The sequence below is a fragment of the Chloroflexus sp. genome (assembly GCF_049970315.1).
GTDB lineage: Bacteria > Chloroflexota > Chloroflexia > Chloroflexales > Chloroflexaceae > Chloroflexus.
In genome coordinates, this window is sequence record NZ_JBMFNE010000020.1 from 31,210 (window position 1) to 52,294 (window position 21,085).

A 21,085-nucleotide genomic window follows, 5' to 3' on the forward strand; every position below is an offset into this window, starting at 1 on the left:
AGAGACGAGTTAGTCATCAATTGCCTTACTCGGTGATAGGTATACCGAGTGCTCCCGCCACCTGACTAATTTGACCGGTAATCGCAGTAGCACGGTTCTGTGCTTCAGCCCCAAGGATGTCAGCCTCTTCAGGTGTAAAGCGCCGGCCATTACGTTCCTGGGTATAAATATCGGCGACAAATGCCTTTAGGTCCCTTAGACCGATAGCGATTTGCTCAGCTTGTACCGGATCGACCATTGCTACCCGTGGTCGGATTTGGGTATAGACAATCTCTAGACCACTGAGAATATCCTGGATGTCGGCCAAGCGCGAAATGACATTAAAGTCGCGTTGCGTTGTGGCCTCGCCGAGTACAAAGCGTGAATCGCGCCACGAAGCGAAGTATTCGCTCATCGTTGGTACCATGACAACGAGGGCTGTGAAGGCGTCTCTTTCGGTCGGTACCCACGATTGCGCTGCAGCATTAAGTTCACTGGCCATGACTGCTAATTGGTCGGTGCTAGCCTTTAAAACCTGAGCATCGGGCAATATTTCGCCAAATTCGATTACGCCGTTACCGTTCCAATCGGTGGGTACGGCTGTCGTGAAGGCCGGTTCTGTTCCCCATAGCGTACTTTCCGTTACGCCAAAGAGATTACCCGGTTTCGATAAGACACGACCGTCGGGAAGAATGAGATCAAAAGAGACAGCATTAGCAGGGTCTTCGTCACCAGCAGTACCGGCATCGAGGTCAACATCAAATTGAGCTAATACTGGCGTACCGGCAACAATGCCTTCCATCTTTTCATAGATAGGACTGGCCGTTATCCAAGCCTCGCGAGCGGTCGTAATTACATTCATGGCTGCTTGCGTTTGCTGTTGCCAGAGTGTCGCATAATCGAACCCGAAAGTTTGGGCGAGGTCGTAGTAACGATTAGCGGCAGTTTGTAATTGGGCAGTAGTGATTACAAGTGCGTTGGTCTGTTCCAACAAATAGGTTTTGATCCCGGTTAAGTCAGTGGTCATTGTCACGACAGTTGGGGTTGGTGTACTTGCTTGACTGCATGCACCCACACTGAAACTGAATAGGGTAAGCAAACCAACGACAAGATTAAGACGAAGCAAGCGGATCATAGTTTGTTTCCTCTGTCACGTAATGTACACCCCATGTAGATACTTATTGGTTCCGGCAAAAGATAGCAACCTCGTTATTTAGAATATGCTAATAAATCAAGTTTGTCAAACAAAAACTTCTAAAAATAACGACACCTGCTGTGGCCGACAGTGACGATTCGTTGTACGATGGAGCCGGTAATCCGAGTGCAACGGCCTTACCGGTAGCAACCATCTCGATTGAACAGGTGACGTTGCCGCAGGTGATGCTCCCGATGGTGCTGCGGTAGCCTGGCATACAATCTTCCTTGACCAACAGATGGACGCCATCATCGTGTCCATCTGTTGAATTTGTGCTGCTGAGCAGTGCAGCGTTGGTGATGATTCGTCGTACAATAGCAAACGAGTTGCTAGTGCTGTATTACCGGCATCGCAAAGCTGTGTGTTTATCAGATTGCACCTATTCGTTTTTGTTTTGTTCTTGTTGAAGGACTATATGCCAACCTTCGTTCATACTCGGCTCATGAGATGGATGGAACCGATACGCACGTTCTTGGCGCGGCGTGAGTTTGGGCCATTCGTGATCGTGTTGGTCTTTGTTGTGCTCTTGCCCATCAGCCTACCTCGGATTGCGCTGAGCGATGAGGTACAGTATTACGCCTATCTGCGCTCGCTCTACTTTGATCACGATCTCGATTTTTACAATGAGTATCAACACTTCGCTACAATCGGGCTGCAACGGAATGACCTGGCAGTATTCAATGCCTTGCTGCGCCCCGATGATAACAATCCCAACCCAGTGACCGGCAAACTACGCAATGTTGCCCCCGTTGGTTCGGCAATTCTTTGGTTTCCCGGTTTTTTCCTGGCCGATGTGTGGGTGCAAGTGGCGAACACGTTCGGTGCAGAGATCGCACGCGATGGTTTCAGTCCGCCCTACATTACTGCTGTTTGCTTCATGTCGGCGCTGTATAGCTTAGCCGGTTTATTACTGACCTACCGGCTGGCACGTATCTATGCCGGTCAGTTACCGGCTTTGCTGTCTACACTCACTATCTTTCTCGCTACTCCACTGGTTTTCTATACCTACCTCGCCATGGCGTGGTCGCATGCCAATGGATTTTTTTTATTTGCCCTCTTTCTCACGATCTGGCTCCGTGGGCGTGAGGGGAACATCGGCCAAAGCGATGGGCGACGGCATTGGAGTGTCTGGCTTGCGTTGGGTGTTGTTGCCGGATTAATGGTTATGACCCGTGAGCAGTTGGGGCTGCTCTTAATCATTCCGGCATTTGAGGCGCTGGCGGCGTATGTTGGGGCACTCCGGCGACGGCAATGGGCGGTGATGCGCGAGCTGATCATAGGCCATGCCGTGTTTCTTGGCGTTTTTATCTTGGCACTCACGCCACAACTGGCCGCCTATTGGGTGCTCAATGGGCGGATCGGTCCCTCGACGACGGTGGAAAGTAAATTAGGGGTGGTGCATCTTGGCCCGTTTCCATTACTTGTTAGCCCTCACTTTTTCGGTACGCTCCTCGATCCCGCTCATGGCGCGTTCCTGTGGAGTCCGATCCTCGTTGTCGCGCTCATCGGCCTACCCTGGCTCTTTTGGCGTGATGGACCGTTGGCATTACTCCTTTTGATCGGTTTTCTGGCTCAAGTCTACATTAACGGTGCCTTCGGTACTACGTGGCATCTGAGTGGCTCGTTCGGGTTTCGGCGTCTCATTGAGTGTACGCCGATCTTTACCCTCGGACTGGCAGCATTGATCGCTTGGCTTCAGTCGCGGGTGGGTTGGAAGCCATTACTGATCGGTTCACTTGTTTTCGTCGCGTGGAATGTGGGATTAATTGCTCAGTGGACATTTCTTCGCACCGAGTTACGGAAGGGGCTGATCTGGGATGGAATGTTGTATTATCAATTACAAGTTCCGCTCCAGATTCTTATGCGGCTCTCTGATATTTTGTTCAATCGCTGTAGCTTGATCATCAATTGCTGATCGTCGGTGCAGATCGGAGCAACCACCGATTGCTCCGATCTGCTGCCCGCTGTCACAACGCATGCTGCTGTTCGCGCGTTGTTGCCAAATGACCAAGGTGGCATGCCTCGCTGAGACTAATCAGATAGGGGAGATCGTCGCCGTATTCGATCACGCTAATACTGGCATTCGTTACCCAAATCCGATTAATTCGATCCATATTCATCCCCAGTGCGTCGGCGACCAAAATCTTGACGATCACATCATGGGTACTGATTAAGACGGTTTGGTGCGCATGCTCAACACAGATCCGCTCACGAAAATCGAGGACACGCTTTAGTACATTCGAGAAACTCTCGCCGCCCGGCATCTGTGAGCGGGTAGGGTGTTGTCGCCACTCACGCAATCCATCGGCGTATTTCTCCATGATCTCGTGGATATACTTCCCTTCCCACTCGCCGTGGTTGATCTCAAGTAAGGCGTCATCGTAAATGATGTTGAGGCCGGGGTGATGGGCAACGATGGCTTGCGCAGTATGAGCTGCTCGTTGGAGCCGGCTGCTGTATACCACATCGATCTTTTCGTGGCGAAGGCGCTCGCCCAATGCCAGTGCCTGTTGCCGGCCTAATTCAGAGAGCGGTGCGTCTTGTTGACCTTGATATCGATTAATCCGGTTCCATTCGCTCTCGCCATGGCGTACAATAATCAGTCGCATATATACCGTGCCCTTGATGTAGTGAAGCTGTCGATCACGCAGGGCTATTATAGCTGAAGGTGGTATCTCTCGTATGTTCATGTACGAGTGTTGGGAGACAGAGCGCATAGAGTGAGTAGTGGCATCGTTTCTAGCCGTATTTGGTATCATTGACACGATGCTATCGTCATTGCTAAGAGAGGAATGATCTGTATGGCTGCGCCGATCGATCGCAGCACACGTCGTTTATTAGCCGCATTCCGCTACGCCTTTACCGGTATTGGCTATCTGGCGCGTACTCAACGTAACTTTCAGATCCATCTCCTCATCGGATCAATCGCGATTGCCCTGGGGATTGTCCTCCGCATCACGCACGCGGAATGGATGATCTTAAGCCTGACGATTGGGATGGTTTTGGCGGCAGAGGGTTTTAATACCGCAATCGAAGCGGTTGTCGATTTAGCGACCCGCGAACGTCATCCCCTGGCCCAGATCGCCAAAGACGTAGCTGCCGGCACCGTCTTAATCTGTGCCTGTATCGCCGTTGTTATCGGTATCCTCATGTTTGGGCCACGTTTGTGGATGCTGTGGCTTGGGCTAACGTCGTGAAGCCAACATCAACCGCATAGCGCGATAACATCACCACTTCCGGCCAAAATTAGAGTATACTACCCGTGCAGATGTACGTACCCCGCTAATCGAACGTGAAGCCATCGGCGTCGCTTTGGTATGACTGTGGTTTTAGCGTTATTGGGCTATTAGGTAAAACAACGTATGTGGCCACTGGTTCGGCAGGCCCGCCATCTTGGCCGTTACCGTGAAATCGTGCAAGTCTTAGTTCATCACGGTTTTGGCTATCTGGTCGATCAGCTTGGATTAACCTCTCTTTTGTCGCTGCCACGTCGCGTGATCCTTCGCGCACCGACACCGTCTCCGCTCAATAATGCCGAGCGCCTCCGTGAAGCCTTGATCGAACTTGGACCGACGTTTGTCAAATTAGGGCAGGCCTTGAGTACTCGTCCCGATCTGCTTCCTGCCGATTTGATCGCCGAGTTGAGCAAACTGCAAGATACAGTGCCTCCGTTTCCCGGCCAACAGGCGATTAATCTGATCGAAACTACGTTCGGTCGGCCAATCGAACAACTCTTTCAAACCTTTGATCCGCAGCCCCTCGCAGCCGCTTCGTTGGGGCAAGTTCATGCTGCCACTCTGCCCAACGGTACAGCGGTGGTGGTAAAGGTGCAGCGGCCCGATATTGCGGCGCGTATTCAGACCGATTTGGCGATTCTGGCTGATTTGGCTGCCTTGGCCCAAGAACGACTCGCGTTCGCCGCTCAGTACAATCTGAGCGAGATCATTTGGGAGTTCAGTGCTACTCTACGCGCCGAACTTGATTATGTGCGCGAAGCTCGCAACACCGATCGCTTTCGCCAGATGTTTTGCGCCAATCCGCATATCTTCATTCCGTGTGTCTACTGGGAGTATACTGACACGCGCATCTTGACGACCGAGCGGGTGTTCGGCATTAAACTGAACGATATGGCTACCCTCCGCGCTGCCGGTGTTGATTTGGCCCGGTTGGCCCGGGCTAGTGTTAACATTACGTTGACCGAGATCTTCGAATATGGCTTCTTTCATAGCGATCCCCATCCGGGCAACTTTTTTGTGATCGATGGCGAGGTACTCGGAGTGGTCGATTTTGGTCAGGTTGGCACGCTGGATCAGACCACGGTGCAGGGCTTGTTGTGGATGATGGGCGCGTTAGTTAACCACGATAGTCAAGCGCTTCTCCGCGCTCTTGAACGGCTTGGCGTCATCCAACGTCGTGCAGCCACGGCAGCACTGCGGCGCGATTTGGAACGCTTCGTGGAGGGATTTGTCGACCGCCCGCTCGGTATGATATCGGCACGTGAAACGTTTGATGGTCTTACTACGCTGCTCCGTCGGCACCGACTGGTCATTCCCGGCCCCCTGGCAACACTCCTGAAGACGGTGGTGATGATGGAAGGATTAGGCATGCAGCTCGATCCGACCTTGAACGTGTTCGAGGCTGCCCGTCCCTACATTCAGCAAGCGCTGCGTGAACAGGTCTCTCCGGCTGTTTTGGGGGCGCAGGCTCTGGCGAGTGGGCGTGAACTCGGTGAGTTGGCATTTGAAATACCTGAGCAGATTAGCCAAAGTCTCCACCGCCTCAACGAGGGTGAGCTGCGTCTGCAAACCCGCGAATTGGAGTTACGCCGGGTGGCCGGTGCACTGATCGGTGCAGCCAACCGCCTGGCGCTCGCGATCGTGGTGTCGGCGTTTATTATCGGAGTGGCCGTCGTGGCGGTAGCAATGCGTATGCTCGATTGGTACGGTATTTTACCGTGGACACTCCTGTTTGTTGGGATTGGTGGAGTGGTGACCGGCGGGATCATGTTGACATTAGCATTGTTGCGCCGTGAATAAGCGTAGCGGTTTGTTACCCTAATAATCGATTTACCGTCTCTACAATCAACCGTCGTTCCACTGTTTTGATCCGCTCGTGGAGCGACTCAACAGTGTCATCAGGTAGGACCGGCACTTCAGCTCTTGCCAAGACGGGGCCATCGTCAACCCGCGGTGTCACCCGATGAATCGTGCAACCGGTTACCGGCAACTTAAGGCGGATAGCGTCGGCGACGACGTGGGCACCACGTAGAGCCGGAATCACGATTCCATTGCTAGTTGTGACTGTATCACCGCCGTCGGTGGGCAACAGAGCCGGATGTTGATTGATGACCTTATCCGGAAACCGTTCGAGAAATACCGGCGAAAGCACGCGCATAAAACCGGCCAATACAATGAGATCTGGTTCAAAACAGGCGATAACACCGGCCAACCGTTGTTCCCACTGTTGCCGGAGTGGACCACGTGATGCGGTGAGAGGGATGTGGGCAGCGGCAATACCGGCCTTAAGCGCACGTTGTAGGCCATACGATTGTGCCCGATCGCTGACGACCAATGTCACCTCGCCGGCCAATGCACCGGCAGCTTGGGCATCAAGGAGCGCTTGCAGATTACTGCCACTGCCGCTCAGCAGGACCGCGATGCCAGGCACAATCTACTCCTGTCCAATATCGCGGCGGAAATGCTTACCCTCGAAGCGGATCTGCTCGACAGTCGTGTAGGCTCGTTCGCGCGCTTGTTTCAGCGTTGAGCCAAGGCCGGTTACGCCGAGCACACGTCCGCCGGCGGTGCATAGACCGTTCGGGCCAACCGCAGTTCCTGCGTGGAAGACCAATACCTGATCCTCGTCGAGTGCCTCAACTCCGCGGATCAGATCACCCTTTCGCGGACGACTGGGGTAACCGGCGGCACACAACACGACACAGACGGCATACCGTTTGCGCCAGCGGAGCATATCCGGCTGCAATTGGTCGGTAGCACAAGCGTACAAAGCACCGAGAAAATCGCCTTCGAGCAGCGGCAACACCGTCTGTGCTTCCGGATCACCAAACCGTGCATTGAACTCCAGTACTTTTGGGCCGTCGGCGGTGAGGATAATGCCGGCGTATAACAGGCCACGGAACGGCGTCCCCCGTCGGGCTAGCTCATTGACGACCGGCTGCATACAGCGATTGACGATTTCATCGAGCAGCGCCGGTGTCACCTCATTAACCGGAGCGATCACTCCCATTCCACCGGTGTTGGGTCCGCGGTCGCCCTCTTCTAGCCGCTTGTGATCGCGAGCCGGTGGTAATGGCCACAACCGTGTACCATCGCAAAGCGCCTGCACCGACACTTCCCGTCCGTACAAACGCTCCTCGAGCAAGAGATGATGCCCTGCGGGAATGGTACTCAGTTTGGCAATTGCTTCTATCGTCTCGTCAAGTGTCTCAGCTACGATCACGCCTTTGCCGAGCGCCAGGCCATCGGCTTTGACGACCCAAGCCTTGCCGCTGGCGCGGGCAAACTCGGCAGCTTCGGTAGCCGAAGCAAAGACATGGCTTTGTGCAGTTGGTACGCCGGTCGCCGCCATGATCTCTTTAGCGAACGATTTACTACTTTCAATCCGGGCCGCGGCGGCTGTTGGGCCGAATGCCGGGATACCGGCAGCTTGAAATGCATCGACAATCCCATCGGCGAGCGGGTTATCGGGGCCAACTACCACCAGATCGATCTTTTCTTGCTGAGCGAGGTCGATCAGTGCGGGGTGATCGTCAAGCGGAAAAGGAACATTCCGGCCATACCGTCCGGTACCGGGATTGCCAGGGATGGTGAGAAGTTTGGTAAAGTTAGGTGAGTTGGCAATTTTCCACGCCAATGCGTGCTCGCGTCCGCCGGAACCAATAAGTAGTACGTTCATAAGCTTTTCAATCACGTTGAACGGCCGGTTGCCATACCATCGCCGTAAGTATAGCATGGGTCTGGCGATTATTCGACAATCGATGTGACTGGAGTAGCGACTACATGGAAGTCTTTGCCGTAGCGCCGGGTATGTTGAGCAAACTGCCGTACCTACGCACGTCAGGTACATATCTCTTACATCTACGCTTAACCCAACCGCTCAACCAGCTTGCAATCGGGCGACTGGGCAGGTTTGATCTGGCTGCCGGTCACTATTACTATGTCGGCAGTGCGTTTGGGGCAGGTGGCCTGGCGGCGCGGCTCCGGCGACATTGTCTCGTGAACAAACGTCCGCATTGGCACATCGATTACCTACGCCCCTATCTCGAACTCGAAATGATATGGGTAGCGACGGGGAAAGAGCGGTTGGAGTGCCGTTGGTGTACTGCTTTAGCAACGGTACCTGGGTTAGTGCGTCCTATTCCACACTTCGGAGCATCTGATACGGGTTGTGGTGGGCACCTGTTTTACGCTACGATGGCTGTACCGAACATTGCTACGTGGCTGGTCGGTAATTGACAATAACACAGGAGTGAGTTCACAACCCACTCCTGCACCTATCTGAAACAGATTCACGCTCTGATCGTGTTGCCCGTGACCGTCCTCCATTGTCACCCCGCGCGGAGCGCGGGGTCGTACCCAACCCGCTCAGATTCCTCGCTCCGCTCGGAATGACAAAAGGGTGGTATCAGGCGCGGAATGACAAAAAGGTGGCATCACGCGCGGAATGGCACGAAGGCGGTAGCGTGTTGCCGTGACCGTCCGGTCTTGTCACCCCGAGCGGAGCGCGGGGTCTTGTTACCCCCGATCAGATCTTCGTCCTACTCACGTACCGGCAAGCCGCGTTCAACGATCAGATCCATCGCCCGGTCGATTGGGATATGTACCTTACCCTCCATCGTATAGCCATAGCTATTGAGGAGTGTCCGCGCCTCGGAGACATAACTGCGATAGGTATTCCCTGTCACCGGCGCCGGTTGTGGGGTGAAGGGTACACGCCCTGCTAACAACACCACTAGGCTTAACATAATAAACACCATTAAACCGGCAATCATCAGGCGGCTCAGAGGTGGTTCAGCCATCGTGCGGGTCTGCTGAGCCGGTCGTGGCGCATACCGTGGTGCAGAATAGGTTGGGCGATAGCTCATAGTCGTCTCTCCTCAGCATTAGGTTAGTGATGACCGCTATTCTGCAACTGCTCCATATTGGGATCACGCAGCGGCAACAGCGGTGCTTGTTGCACATTAGCAGCAAAGAGGGCAACTACCAGGCCGATCAAACCAATCGGTGCGGCAATATCGGTCAAGGTAATATCCCACACATGCTCGCGGAACTCCGGAAGCACGATCCACGCCATGTCAACGAAGCGCATAAAGACAATCCAACCGGCAATTGTCGCAAGGGTTGTCAGATTGCGCTTGGTACCACGGAACAGTAAGACGAAGAAGGGCAACGCGAACGCAAATAGCATCAGGGCCAACGCCACAAAGACCCAACCGTGCTGCGTGCGATGTATGTACCATGGCGTAAATTCGGCCACATCACCCGACCAGATAATCACCAACTGACCGTAGGACATATATGTCCACAGGACGGTGAAGGCAAACATGAGCTTGCCAATATCGTGGATCGGCTTCACCGACACGTATTCACGGAAGAGGCTCGCATCGCGCACGCGGTTCATCATCAGCGCAAGGAATGCCAGCGTCATGAGGCCGGAGTTAGCAATATAGTGCGCACCGTAAATCGTCGAGAACCAGTGTGGGTCGAGCGACATCGTCACATCGAACGAGAAGAAGGTTACGGTGATTACAAACAGAGCCACGCCGATACCGCTCAGTCGGCGCATACGGGTCGCCAACTTCTTCGGATCACCGCCGGCGTCCTGCTGGCGTGACCAGCTTCGCAGCGTATAGGCGAGCAGCGTCCAGATCGCGAAGAAAATGGCAATACGAGCGGTGACCCAGATTGGGCTAAGCCATGGCACCTTGTGCGCGATAATCGGGTCGTACTCAGTACCACCAGGGGTCACGATTTCGGGGTTAGCCCACTCGTACAGTGGGTGTTCAAGCCCAAGCGCCTTGTACGTATCGAAATAGCCGAGCGCAATTGGAATGAAGAGCAGCCCCATGATCGGCAGCGTTGCTGCACCGGCTTCGAGCATTCGCCGCACGGTGACGCCCCATGCGCCGCCCGTAAGGTGCTGCACCATCAGAAAACCGAGGCAGCCGAGCGGGATAGTCATTGCTACATAGTAGCCATAGATATACGACTCGAAGAACGAGGTTGGGTTGAGAAAATATCCGGCAACCAAAACACCGATTCCTATCACGGCAGCGGTCAGGCCGAGCATCTGAACCTGCCCAAGCTGGGGAATGCGGGTCTGCGAGATACTTGTCGTAGCCATGGATCCTAACCTTCCAGCCTAATTGCCGAGCTTTGCGCGCTCAGCGGGAGGCACGTCATCGATAGTTGCATTCTGGCTCAGTTGCAAAGCCCGGATGTATGCGGCAATAGCCCAGCGATCTTCGGGTGTAATCCGCGAAGCGTAGCTATACATTGACTGATAGCCGCCGTTGTTCGGATCGCCGCGATACACACCGTTCGTTATAATCACGAAGAAATGGCTGAGCGGTGCTTCACGCAAGCGCTGTTGGTGAAAATTCGCCGGTACGATACCACCCCGCTCAGCGACCATACTTGCTCCGTACCCTGCCTCGCCGTGGCACACCGCACAATAAATGTTGTACTTCAGTTGCCCGCGCAGCAGCAGGTCTTTGGTCACCGGGAAGGGCATCGCGTCCACTTCCTTGCCATCGACGAGACCGGTGTAGAGAAACTCATCGGTCTTAATCACCTCATACGGGATTGCCCCCGGTACATTTGGCCGCGACGAACGGCCATCGGTAAAAAAGCTGCTCGGTTCGTAGGTTGTGTACTTCTGCTGGTCGTACATGTCTTGGTGACATGCAGTTAACAAGAACACCAACAGGCCAATCCAACCAAAGCGAATAATGCGCGATGTGAGGCGAGGCGTCTGCATGGGTTTCCCTCAGTATGGCACTTCTGAAACCTGCATCGGGTTAAGCGAGCGCAGGAATTGCGAAGTGCGCGAGCGATCAAACAGCGGATCCGTCGACTCAATGCACAAGAAGAAGGCGTCTTGCGACGCATGCTGAAACCGTGGCACGTTGAAGACCGGGTGGTACGGAGCCGGCAGGCCATTGAGCACCACCATTCCAATGGCCGAGGCAAATGAAGCGAGCAGAATCCCGCTCTCGAAGGTGATCGGGATCATTGCCGGCCAGTTGGTAATATCGAGGGGACGACCACCGATATTCAGCGGGTAATTAACCAGATTACCAATATACTGCAGAATAAACCCGGTAGCGGCACCGATCAGGCCGAATAGCAGCACTAAGCGTGGCACACCGGTATCGCCGTGGGCAATCTCTTCAATCACCTCTTCGATTGGGAAAGGTGAGAAGGCGTCCATCTTTGTGTAGCCTGCTGCTTTGGCTTTCCGGGTTGCTTCGATCAACGCTTCTGGCGTAGGGAATTCTGCCATCACGCCGTAGACATCGTTACGCATCGTTCTCCTCCTCTAGTCTGCCGAGGCTGCGCCGTGGGCCGCGCCGTGATCGCTGTGCCCGTGCCCATGCTCGTGCGCGCCATGCTCTGCCCGCCGCTTCGCCTTCTCTGTCTCTTGATGGAGGAACAGCCGCATCTCAAAGATGTTGATCATCGGTAAGACGCGGATGAAGAGGAAGAGCAAGGTAAAGAAGAGACCAAAGGTACCAAGGTAGAGCGACCAATCCCAAATCGTCGGGATGTAGATGTCCCACGACGAGGGCAAGAAATCGCGTTCGAGCGAGATCACGATGATTACGTAGCGTTCAAGCCACATACCCACACTGACGATCAGCGAGATGATCAACAGGGCTGGGATGTTCTGGCGCACCTTCTTAAACCACAAGGGTTGAATGGCTATCGCGTTGCAGAAGAGCAGGCCCCAGTAGGCCCACGAGCTTGGCCCGAAGAGGCGGTTATAGAGGAGGTATTCCTCGAATTCATTGCCGCTATAAAGCGAGGCGAAAACTTCCATGAAGTAGCCGTAGACGACGATCATACCGGTAGCGAGCATCACTTTCGCCATCACATCGAGGTGGTGGATGGTGATGTAGCTCTCAAAGCCGTAGAAGGTGCGTACCGGGATCATCAGGAGGAGCACCATCGCAAATCCGGCAAACACGGCGCCGGCCACGAAGTAGGGCGGGAAGACCGTGACTTGCCAGCCGGGGACTTGCGAAATGGCGAAGTCGAGCGAAATGATCGAGTGAACCGAGACTACCAGCGGGGTCGAGAGACCGGCCAGCAGGATCGAGGCTATCTCGTAGCGGTGCCAGTGGCGGGCCGAGCCGCGCCAGCCAAGCGCTGCAATACCATAGAGGCGCTTGACCCAGATGTTCTTGGCCCGATCACGGAGCGTGGCAAAGTCGGGAATCAGACCGACCAGCCAGAACACCAGTGACACGGTGGCATAGGTCGAGATCGCGAACACGTCCCACGCCAGTGCGCTGCGGAACTGTGGCCACATGCCGTGCGTGTTCGGGTACGGGATCAGCCAGTAAAATAGCCATGGCCGGCCGAGGTGCAGGATCGGGTAAAGACCGGCGCATGCCACAGCAAACAACGTCATTGCCTCGGCAAACCGGTTGATCGAGTTGCGCCACCCCTGATTGAGCAGCAACAAGATTGCTGAGATCAGTGTACCGGCGTGACCGATACCGATCCACCACACGAAGTTGATGATGTCCATACCCCAGCCGACCGGGATATTAATACCCCAGATACCGACGCCGCGGATGAACAGCCACGTCACCGACACGAAGAAGATCATTAACAAGAAGAACGCCACGCTAAAGCCGGCCAGCCAGCCCTTTGGGGTCTTCAGCGGCGGCGTTAACGGGACATCGCCGATCTTTTGCGTGATCGACGTGTAGGTTTCCCCCGGCAGCAAGTACGCTTCACCGTCATCGATGGGCCGGGTTCGGAGTGGTTGCGCCTGTGCCATCGCTAGCCTTCCACCTTTTCTAGATCCTCAGACGGGTTGCGGACACGAGCCAGATATGTCGTGCGCGGTAAGGTGTTGAGGAAGCCGAGGAGGCTGTAGTTGTGACCTTCCGCCTTCCACTTCGCGACACGGCTGTTCGGATCGTTGATGTCGCCAAACACGATTGCACCGGTCGGACATGCCTGTTCACAAGCGGTTTGAATGGCGCCATCGCTAATGACATACGACGATTGTCCAGCCTGTACTGCGGCGCGTTTAGCAGCAATGCGTGCGCCGCTAATGCGTTGCACACAATAGGTACACTTCTCCATCACACCTCGAACGCGCACCGTCACATCTGGATTGAACGCGAGCTTGAAGGTCTCGGTTGTCGTATCGCTGTATTGCAAGAAGTTGAACCGCCGTACTTTATATGGGCAGTTGTTCGAGCAATACTTCGTGCCGACACAGCGATTATACACCATGTTGTTCAGACCTTCGTAATCATGCACGGTGGCAGCAACCGGGCAAACGACCTCACACGGCGCCTTTTCACACTGCATACAGTTGACAGGCATCATGTAGATGACCGGGTTGTCGAGATCTTCACCCGCGAAGTACCGGTCGATGCGGATCCAGTGCATTTCGCGACCGCGTGAGACTTGATCTTTACCAACAACCGCGATATTATTTTCAGCTTGGCAAGCGACAACGCAGGCATTGCAGCCGATACACGCATTGAGGTTGATGGTCATGCCCCAGGCGTTACGTCCGGCGTAGTTATCGCCGGGTTGTAACGAGAGATAGTTAGGCGCTTCGCGACCATACTCCTCTTTGTACACCTCTTTGGCGATATATTTGGGGTCTTCCTTAAACTTCTTGAACTCGCCAATGCGATAGATATCGCGTCCTTCGAGTGTCCAGTGATCTTGGGTGCTGACTAGCAAGTAGGTGCGGCCGGTATTAGTGACACGCGCACCAGCTCCAAACCACGGGCTATCGCTAGTCCGAATCGGATAAACGTCGATACCGACGCCATTGCCAACCCGTCCGGCATTGGTACGACCGTAGCCAAGGTTGAGGGTAATGGAATCTTCGGCGTGACCAGGGAGGAGCCAGATGGGCAGTTCAACAACTCCGCCACGGTACTCGATCCGCGCAATCGTACCGTTGACTTTCGAGAGTTGTTCGAGGTAGCGTTGGCGCTCGCGATCATCGACTTCGTTACCTACCAGTCGGTCGGCACTGAAGGGTAGACCGAGGAGTTTGATCGCAGTCCGTGGACTCATCAACGCGGCGTTATCCCAAACCAGCTTGGTGAGTGGGCGTGGTAGCTCTTGCAGCCAACCGTTATTTGCATAGAAACCATCGAAAACTGACGGGTCTGGCCGGAAGACAATTTCAACACCATCACCAGGTTGGGGTATCGCGGTGGCGCGAATCGCTTCTTCGTTGAGCGTGGGATTGATCACCGGAGCGGCCGTATCGGCGATCACGCCGGTGGCGAGTGCTACATTCCAATTGGTATTGCCGATTCGTTCCTCCCAGTAACCGCGCACTAGATCGTAACTTTCCGCATCGGGTTGACCGAGCATTGCCGCCAGCAACTCGTTGGCCGTTTTACCACCGTAGAGTGGCTCGATCAGTGGTTGCACGATACTGGCAGTCCCGTCAAAGGCGCGCGCATCACCCCAGCTCTCCAGTGGGTGGGCCTGCGGAATATGCCATGTCGCCTGTACCGATGTTTCGTCGACGAACTGGCTTAAATGAACGGTCAGCGGAACCGTGGTCATCCGTTCGGCAAAACGCAGATCGCCAGGAGCATTGTAGACCGGGTTGCCGCCGATCATAACTAACAGCTCTACTCGACCGGCAGCCATCTCGCTGACCAGCGTTACCAGCTCGTTTGTTTGATTGGTCGGGCGCGCTTCTACCGGTTCGTGATAGAAGACCGTCTTACCGACATTGCCTAGCTCAGCGTTGATCAGGTGGGCAAGGGCATGCACGATAGGTGGCTGCTGGTCGCCGGCAATGACCACCGAGCGCCCGCGATGCTCTTCAAGGTCTTTGGCAATCGCCTTCAAGAACTCTTCAGCCTTCGCTGCAAGGGTTGCCGGTGCTCCACCAATACCAAGTTCGTGGGCCAAAGCGCCGGCAAACGCAGCAATCGTATCGGCCCGTAATGCCAGTCGGTGATCGGCTGCCGTGCCGGTTGTTGAGGGACTTGCCTCAATCACGTACAGCCGGTTCATACCGGTGCTATCTTTGCGCACCTTACGGCCATCGGCGAAGGCACGGGCATATGCGATGAAGCCGGGACCGGGCGCGAGGAAGTCGGCGTCGAGGCTGACAATTACCTGGGCGGCTGCCAGATCGTAGCGCGTGGTAACATCACGGCCAAAAGCAAGGCGCGCGCCTTCCACAACATTATCGCGATTTACCGGCTCGTATTGGTACCAGCGTGCCTGTGGATAGGCCCGCAAGAACTGCTCAATTTGGGCAGCCAGCGATGGCGACGTCACTGTCGTGGTCAAGAGACGGACGCCGGCGCCTTGGGTTGCCTGCGCTGCCGTCAATGCATTCGCGAGGGTCGTGGTAAATTCGGCCCACGTACTGGGTGCCCCTTGGCGCAGCACCCTCGTTGAGCGATCAGGGTCATACATCGTCAGAATCTCGGCCTGAGCAAACAGATCGGTGCTACCGAGACTGGCCGGATGGCGAGGGTTTCCCTCGACCTTCGTCGGGCGGCCCTCATTCGCACGTACCAGTACGCCGGTACCGTACCCACCGAGCGTCAGTGTCGACGCGAAGAATTGTGGTACTCCAGGAATACGCCCTTCGGGTTGGCGATCAAATGGCGCGATATACTGGCGTGGCTGATAGGTACAAGCCGTTACACCGGCTAGGGCGAGTGAGGCACCCATCAGCTTGAGGAACGTGCGCCGGTTCATTCCATCGCTCATCTCGCTCGCACCACGCGGAAATTCGCGCTCCACCAATTCACGGAACGCCGGCGAATCGGCCAATTGGTCGAGCGAACGCCAGAACTGTGGTCCGCGCGCGTCGCGCAACTGAGCGCGAATGGCCTCAAGATCAGATTGCTGCTGTGTCATGGTTGTTTACCACCACCGTTGCTAATGAATTCAGCGGGCACTTCGGCACATTTCACTTTGGAATGTGCAAGCGGGCGATCTAGCGATGGCACACATAGCAGTTGGTCAACTGCTCCGGTGGCATAATTCCATATTCGGCCACCAGTCGGCGCCCAATCTCTACCTGATTCGCCGGCGGGACGTAGTCCATGTTGTAGACCTCCTCCCGTGGCCGAACGTAGAGTTCTGGGTTGCGATGGCAGTTTAAGCACCAGCCCATATAGAGCGCTTGCTGCTGCCAGACCACCGGCATATTGTTCACCTGGCCATGGCACGTTGAACAGCCAATACCTTTGTTCACGTGGATCGAGTGGTTGAAGTAAACGAAGTTGGGTAGATCGTACACCTTTACCCACTCAATCGGTTTACCGGTGGCATAGCTCTCGCGCACCTTCTCCAACAGAGGACTGTAAGTCTTGATCTGCGAGTGGCAGGTCATGCAGGTTTCGGTGGCCGGAATGTTGGCAAAATAGGATTGATCGACCGAGACGTGACAGTAGCGACAATCTATACCGACCACGTTGACATGCAGTTGGTGGCTGAACGCCACCGGCTGCTCAATGGCCACATTGACCTGCCGGAAGTAGTTGGAGCGAAAATAGACGCCGAGTATCAAGATACCTTCGACGACGAGCAAGACCAGTGCGAAGATGCTGAGACGGGCTAGAAGATTGGCGTTGCGGGGAAAGATCTGTGCCATGCTGCGTACCCTATCCAGGAAGCGAATTGCACGGTGTCGGCCTGCCAGTATTATAGAACTGTTTTGCTTTTGCGTCAAATACTTGGACGCGAACTTATCATTTTTTACCTAGTCTGATGCTGGAAATACGAAACAGACAGCGTGGTTTAAGTTGCAGGTTTTTTGCATATTTTGCATTGACTGTCGGTGACTTGTCATACGTGTACCCTCGTTGTGCTTCATAACGATGACCAACTTCTGTTCCTATAGTACCACAATTTTGTGTGCAAAATGTCGGCAATTCTGTGACAAGTGTCGCAAATTTGACGAGCCGGTCGCACCGGAATTGGGCTGAAAGTTATGGTATAGTGGTGCAGCGATGAACCGCAGTCCACAAGGAATGTCCGATGAAAATTGCGATTATTGGCTTAGCGAACAGTGGTAAAACGACCGTCTTTAACGCTCTTACCCGCGGTCATGCCGAGACGGCGGCGTATTCGTCAGGGCAATTAGAACCGAATTTGGCGACGGTCAAAGTGCCCGATCCACGTCTTGAGGTGTTGGTGCAGATGTTTAAACCGCGTAAAGTGACTTATGCCGATGTGCAGTATGTCGATATTGGCGGTCTGAGCGGTAGTGGACGCAGCGGTAGTGGTTTGCCACCGGTATTGCTCAATTACATTGCTTCCGCCGATGCATTGCTGCATGTGGTGCGTGCATTTGATGATCCTACCGTTCCCCATCCGAACGGTTCGATTGATCCGCAACGTGATATTGCCGCTGTTGATCTAGAATTGGCGTTTTCTGATTTGAGTATTATTGAGCGCCGACTCAACCGACTGAACGCTGAGATTCCGAAATTGCCGGCTAAAGAGAAGGAACAGCGGATCGCCGAACGTGATCTCTTGCAGCGATTGCGAGAGGTGCTCGAAGGTGAGGTTCCGATCCGTACCCTTGAGTTGACCGACGACGAAGCGCGGATGATTCGCGGTTATCAGTTCTTGACGGCCAAGCCCTTGCTGATCGTGCCGAATATTGGCGAAGCGGAGATTGCCAATCCGCCGTCCATTGCCTATCCGCACCGCAATAGTGCCGTCGAGCCGATCTGTGGCAAGATCGAGGCTGAGTTGGCGCAGCTCGACGATGCCGAGGCCCGAGTATTTATGGATGATCTGGGTATTACGGCGCCTGCCCGTGACCGGGTGATTGCTGCTAGTTATCAGTTGCTCGGCCTGATCAGCTTCCTTACCGCCGGCCCCGACGAGGTGCGCGCATGGCCAATCCCTCGCGGTACTCCGGCTGTGGAAGCAGCAGGTGTGATCCATTCGGATATTCAGCGTGGGTTTATCCGAGCCGAAATTGTTGCGTACCACGACCTCGTTGCTGCCGGTAGTATGCACGAGGCGAAAAAGGCGGGCCACGTGCGCATGGAAGGTAAACAATACATTATCCAAGATGGAGACATCTGCCACTTTCTCTTCAATGTCTGAACGTTTATTGACGACGTCCCTGCGCTCCGTGCCGTGGGGCTATGCAGTGGCCCAGGTGATGGCGGCTGCATTGGCCGCCATCGAACCGGCGCGGGCGACTGCCGCTGCGTTGCGACGTGATGGTGACCGATTGTTGGTTGGTACGCGGGAGTACGATCTGACTGCGTATGACCACGTGTGGTTGGTTGGGGCCGGTAAAGCCGGTGCAGCGATGGCCCAAGCGGCGATGACGGTATTAGGTGATCGCTTGAGTGGCGGGATTATTGTGGTGAAAGATGATGGCGCACCGTTGCCCGTATTGGTCGGTGTAGACATGGTGCGCGCTGCCCATCCTACCCCTGATGAGCGAAGCGTACATGCCGGACAGCAAATCGCGACCCTGTTGACGCAGGCTGGTGAGCGCGATTTGGTGCTGGCGCTGATTTCGGGTGGTGGTTCTGCCTTGCTTAATCTACCGGTCGCCGGTGTCTCGCTCGCCGATATTCAGGGTCTGACCCATAAATTGCTTGCCTGTGGTGCGCCGATCGGTGCGATTAATACGCTGCGTAAACATCTCGATCAGATTAAAGGTGGTGGGTTTGTCCGTTTGGCTGCGCCCGCTACTGTTGTCGCCCTGATCCTCTCTGATGTGGTTGGTAGTCCGCTCGATGTGATCGCGTCTGGGCCGACGGTAGCCGATCCAACGACGTTTGCCGAGGCGTTGGCGTTGCTCGATCGGTACGACCTGCGTGCCGACTGCCCGCCGGCCATTATCAATTATCTGAGCGCCGGTGTACGGGGTGAGCGCCCGGAAACCCTCAAGCCAGATGATCCGCGTTTGGCATCAGTGCAGAATGTGCTGATCGGCAGTAATGCGCAGGCGGCAGAGGCAGCATTGGTGGCTGCACGGGCGGTCGGGTTTAACGCTATGCTGCTGACCACCTATCTCGAAGGTGAGGCGCGCGACGTTGGTCAGGTGCTGGCCGCGATTGCACGCGAGATTGCGACCCATCATCGTCCATTGTCCCGACCGGCGCTGATGATTGCCGGCGGTGAAACGACCGTGACGCTCCGTGGGAGCGGACGTGGCGGCCGAAACCAGGAGTTGGCGCTCAGTGCAGCAATTGCGTTGGAAGGGTTGACCGATGTGGCGGTAGTCGCATTGGCAACCGATGGCGGTGATGGGCCAACCGATGCTGCCGGTGCGGTTGCGACCGGTGATACGGTGTTGCGGGCGCGTATCCTGGGTCTTGATCCAGTGGCTCATCTGCGTAATAACGATGCGTATCCCTTCTTTGCCACGCTGGGTGATTTGCTCCTTCCCGGTCCTACGGGGACAAATGTGAACGATCTGCTCTTTGTCGTAGCCGGCTAAAGATGACGAAGGGACGCCTGTGTTGCGCCCCTTCGTCATATGAAATGCTTACGATTGCAGCTCGCTGAGCGCCTCTTCGACCGGGATGAGATGGGCCGGGCCACCGATCGGTGCTATGACTGTCTCCACATTCAACCCCGAATGGTGAATCGCATCCGTCACAATCGGGGCGAAATCGCGACGGGTGATGAACACTACCGTCGGGCCGGTATCGGTGCTGGCATAGACCGGCACGCCACGGGCGCGCAGATCGTTACAAAGGCGGAACAGGGTGATATTTTCCGGTTCCCACCCGATAATCTTCTGTTCACGCGAACCGGACATCGTGACACCGTGGAGACGTATACTGTCGAGTTCGGCCAATTGACCGATCGTTTGCCAATCGCCACGCCGGGCAGCGGCGATACATTCGCGAACTTCGTCACCGCGAGCGAGCATCCAGGCGCGGAAGAAAATACTCTGCGGCGCGTCGTGGTGCGCCTGTTCGGTCTTCAGCCCGATCCGCGAATCGATAGGGACCGTAATTAAGGCGAGATCGTCGAGTTCGTGATCTTGGTCGAGACGAACGGCAAAACTTTCGTCGGGTGGAATACCGGGATAGCTTAGCCAAAGGGCAAGGCCACCGGCAGCACTTCGGCAGCCAGAACCGGCCAGCCGACGGGCGAGGATTGACAGAAAGCGGGTGTGACCGGCGAGTTCGGGGCCAAAGATCGCCCCAACCGCTGCACAGGCAAGGGCAGCAGCAGCAGAGGCACTTGTCCCCAACCCCTTGCCGGTCGTGCGAGTACGCACGATATTGCGTGACACAACGCGCGCGTGGCTGGTGATACCGCCCAATGATCGTATCGTATCGAGTACGTGTACGATCCGCTCAAGTTCACGCCCGTGGGCAGGGACACCACCGATAACCGCACTATCGGCGGGAAGCGCCGGATCAAACTCGACCAGGGTCGTGGTGTGGGCAGCAGCGTTGTTGATCGAGATCGATGGCAAAAACGCAATGCGTTGTACCCAGTCGCTGAGACCGTGATACTTCAGCACTCCCTGCATTGGAAAGGCGCGCGCGGCAGCAATACCCTGCCTGCGAGCAGGTGGGAGGTGCGGTGGTGACGGCAACTCAATGTGGTGACGACGCAGATCGGCTATGATCCGTTCGTGTGCCGTCCGCATCGGGACCACTAGATCGGCAAAACCTTGCGGGATTGACGACTCATTCACGGTGCGTTC

The 21,085-nt window shown here is 55.4% G+C and carries 19 protein-coding genes; 7 read left to right on the forward strand and 12 right to left on the reverse strand.

Going from position 1 to position 21,085, the window contains the following annotated elements; all coding sequences use genetic code 11:
- Window positions 1–25: 25 nt before the first annotated feature.
- Entirely contained in the window at window positions 26–1,114 is a 1,089-nt protein-coding gene (locus tag ACP5OT_RS13265) for an imelysin family protein (protein WP_428132381.1), read from the reverse strand.
- A gap of 140 nt (window positions 1,115–1,254) precedes the next feature.
- On the opposite strand from ACP5OT_RS13265, the gene ACP5OT_RS13270 reads away from it, so the two are divergent.
- Together ACP5OT_RS13270 and ACP5OT_RS13275 are read left to right on the forward strand one after the other, a co-directional pair.
- The gene (locus ACP5OT_RS13270; RefSeq protein ID WP_428132383.1) at window positions 1,255–1,383 is read left to right on the forward strand and encodes a hypothetical protein; all 129 of its coding nucleotides are present in this window, start codon (window positions 1,255–1,257) and stop codon (window positions 1,381–1,383) included.
- Between the two features lie 242 nt (window positions 1,384–1,625).
- On the forward strand, window positions 1,626–3,089 hold the full coding sequence (locus ACP5OT_RS13275) for a glycosyltransferase family 39 protein (protein WP_424677407.1): 1,464 nt from the start codon (window positions 1,626–1,628) through the stop codon (window positions 3,087–3,089).
- Window positions 3,090–3,141: 52 nt separating this feature from the next.
- Here the strand turns inward: ACP5OT_RS13275 and ACP5OT_RS13280 are convergent, their stop codons facing one another.
- Window positions 3,142–3,783, reverse strand: a complete 642-nt coding sequence (locus ACP5OT_RS13280; RefSeq protein ID WP_424677408.1) for a histidine phosphatase family protein — start codon at window positions 3,781–3,783, stop codon at window positions 3,142–3,144.
- 192 nt (window positions 3,784–3,975) lie between these two features.
- Here ACP5OT_RS13280 and ACP5OT_RS13285 point away from each other — a divergent pair, with 192 nt between their 5' ends.
- Entirely contained in the window at window positions 3,976–4,371 is a 396-nt protein-coding gene (locus tag ACP5OT_RS13285) for a diacylglycerol kinase family protein (RefSeq protein WP_424677409.1), read from the forward strand.
- A 165-nt stretch (window positions 4,372–4,536) separates the two neighbouring features.
- Window positions 4,537–6,210, forward strand: a complete 1,674-nt coding sequence (locus ACP5OT_RS13290; RefSeq protein ID WP_424677410.1) for an ABC1 kinase family protein — start codon at window positions 4,537–4,539, stop codon at window positions 6,208–6,210.
- Window positions 6,211–6,223: 13 nt separating this feature from the next.
- On the opposite strand, the gene purN is transcribed toward ACP5OT_RS13290, so the two are convergent.
- Both purN and purD read right to left on the reverse strand, forming a co-directional pair.
- Entirely contained in the window at window positions 6,224–6,841 is a 618-nt protein-coding gene (gene purN, locus ACP5OT_RS13295) for a phosphoribosylglycinamide formyltransferase (protein ID WP_424677411.1), read from the reverse strand.
- A gap of 3 nt (window positions 6,842–6,844) precedes the next feature.
- Window positions 6,845–8,089 carry a phosphoribosylamine--glycine ligase gene (purD, locus tag ACP5OT_RS13300; protein ID WP_424677412.1) on the reverse strand — a complete coding sequence of 415 codons (1,245 nt, stop codon included), beginning with the start codon at window positions 8,087–8,089 and terminating at the stop codon, window positions 6,845–6,847.
- Window positions 8,090–8,193: 104 nt separating this feature from the next.
- Between purD and ACP5OT_RS13305 the strand changes: the two genes are divergently transcribed.
- Window positions 8,194–8,649 (forward strand): GIY-YIG nuclease family protein, encoded by a 456-nt coding sequence (locus ACP5OT_RS13305; RefSeq protein WP_424677413.1) that lies wholly within the window; start codon window positions 8,194–8,196, stop codon window positions 8,647–8,649.
- 302 nt (window positions 8,650–8,951) lie between these two features.
- Here ACP5OT_RS13305 and ACP5OT_RS13310 read toward each other — a convergent pair whose 3' ends face one another.
- The 7 genes from ACP5OT_RS13310 to ACP5OT_RS13340 form a co-directional block, all read right to left on the reverse strand.
- The gene (locus ACP5OT_RS13310) at window positions 8,952–9,278 is read right to left on the reverse strand and encodes a hypothetical protein (RefSeq protein WP_424676059.1); all 327 of its coding nucleotides are present in this window, start codon (window positions 9,276–9,278) and stop codon (window positions 8,952–8,954) included.
- A gap of 23 nt (window positions 9,279–9,301) precedes the next feature.
- A complete protein-coding gene (locus tag ACP5OT_RS13315) occupies window positions 9,302–10,537 on the reverse strand; it encodes a hypothetical protein (RefSeq protein ID WP_428113060.1) in 1,236 nt (411 codons plus the stop codon).
- 18 nt (window positions 10,538–10,555) lie between these two features.
- On the reverse strand, window positions 10,556–11,173 hold the full coding sequence (locus ACP5OT_RS13320) for a c-type cytochrome (RefSeq protein ID WP_428132387.1): 618 nt from the start codon (window positions 11,171–11,173) through the stop codon (window positions 10,556–10,558).
- A gap of 9 nt (window positions 11,174–11,182) precedes the next feature.
- The gene (locus tag ACP5OT_RS13325; RefSeq protein WP_428132389.1) at window positions 11,183–11,722 is read right to left on the reverse strand and encodes a DUF3341 domain-containing protein; all 540 of its coding nucleotides are present in this window, start codon (window positions 11,720–11,722) and stop codon (window positions 11,183–11,185) included.
- Window positions 11,723–11,734: 12 nt separating this feature from the next.
- Window positions 11,735–13,204, reverse strand: coding sequence for an NrfD/PsrC family molybdoenzyme membrane anchor subunit (gene nrfD, locus ACP5OT_RS13330; RefSeq protein WP_424676055.1), 1,470 nt, complete (start codon window positions 13,202–13,204; stop codon window positions 11,735–11,737).
- A 2-nt stretch (window positions 13,205–13,206) separates the two neighbouring features.
- Window positions 13,207–16,296, reverse strand: a complete 3,090-nt coding sequence (locus ACP5OT_RS13335; protein WP_428132392.1) for a TAT-variant-translocated molybdopterin oxidoreductase — start codon at window positions 16,294–16,296, stop codon at window positions 13,207–13,209.
- A gap of 79 nt (window positions 16,297–16,375) precedes the next feature.
- Window positions 16,376–17,035, reverse strand: coding sequence for a cytochrome c3 family protein (locus ACP5OT_RS13340; protein ID WP_015942078.1), 660 nt, complete (start codon window positions 17,033–17,035; stop codon window positions 16,376–16,378).
- Window positions 17,036–17,421: 386 nt separating this feature from the next.
- Between ACP5OT_RS13340 and ychF the strand changes: the two genes are divergently transcribed.
- A complete protein-coding gene (gene ychF, locus ACP5OT_RS13345) occupies window positions 17,422–18,504 on the forward strand; it encodes a redox-regulated ATPase YchF (protein WP_424676053.1) in 1,083 nt (360 codons plus the stop codon).
- Window positions 18,497–19,858, forward strand: coding sequence for a glycerate kinase type-2 family protein (locus tag ACP5OT_RS13350; protein ID WP_424676052.1), 1,362 nt, complete (start codon window positions 18,497–18,499; stop codon window positions 19,856–19,858). The genes ychF and ACP5OT_RS13350 overlap by 8 nt, the downstream gene beginning before the upstream one ends.
- Window positions 19,859–19,906: 48 nt before the next feature.
- Here ACP5OT_RS13350 and ACP5OT_RS13355 read toward each other — a convergent pair whose 3' ends face one another.
- The gene (locus ACP5OT_RS13355; RefSeq protein WP_428113067.1) at window positions 19,907–21,076 is read right to left on the reverse strand and encodes a diphosphomevalonate/mevalonate 3,5-bisphosphate decarboxylase family protein; all 1,170 of its coding nucleotides are present in this window, start codon (window positions 21,074–21,076) and stop codon (window positions 19,907–19,909) included.
- Between the last annotated feature and the right edge of the window lie 9 nt (window positions 21,077–21,085).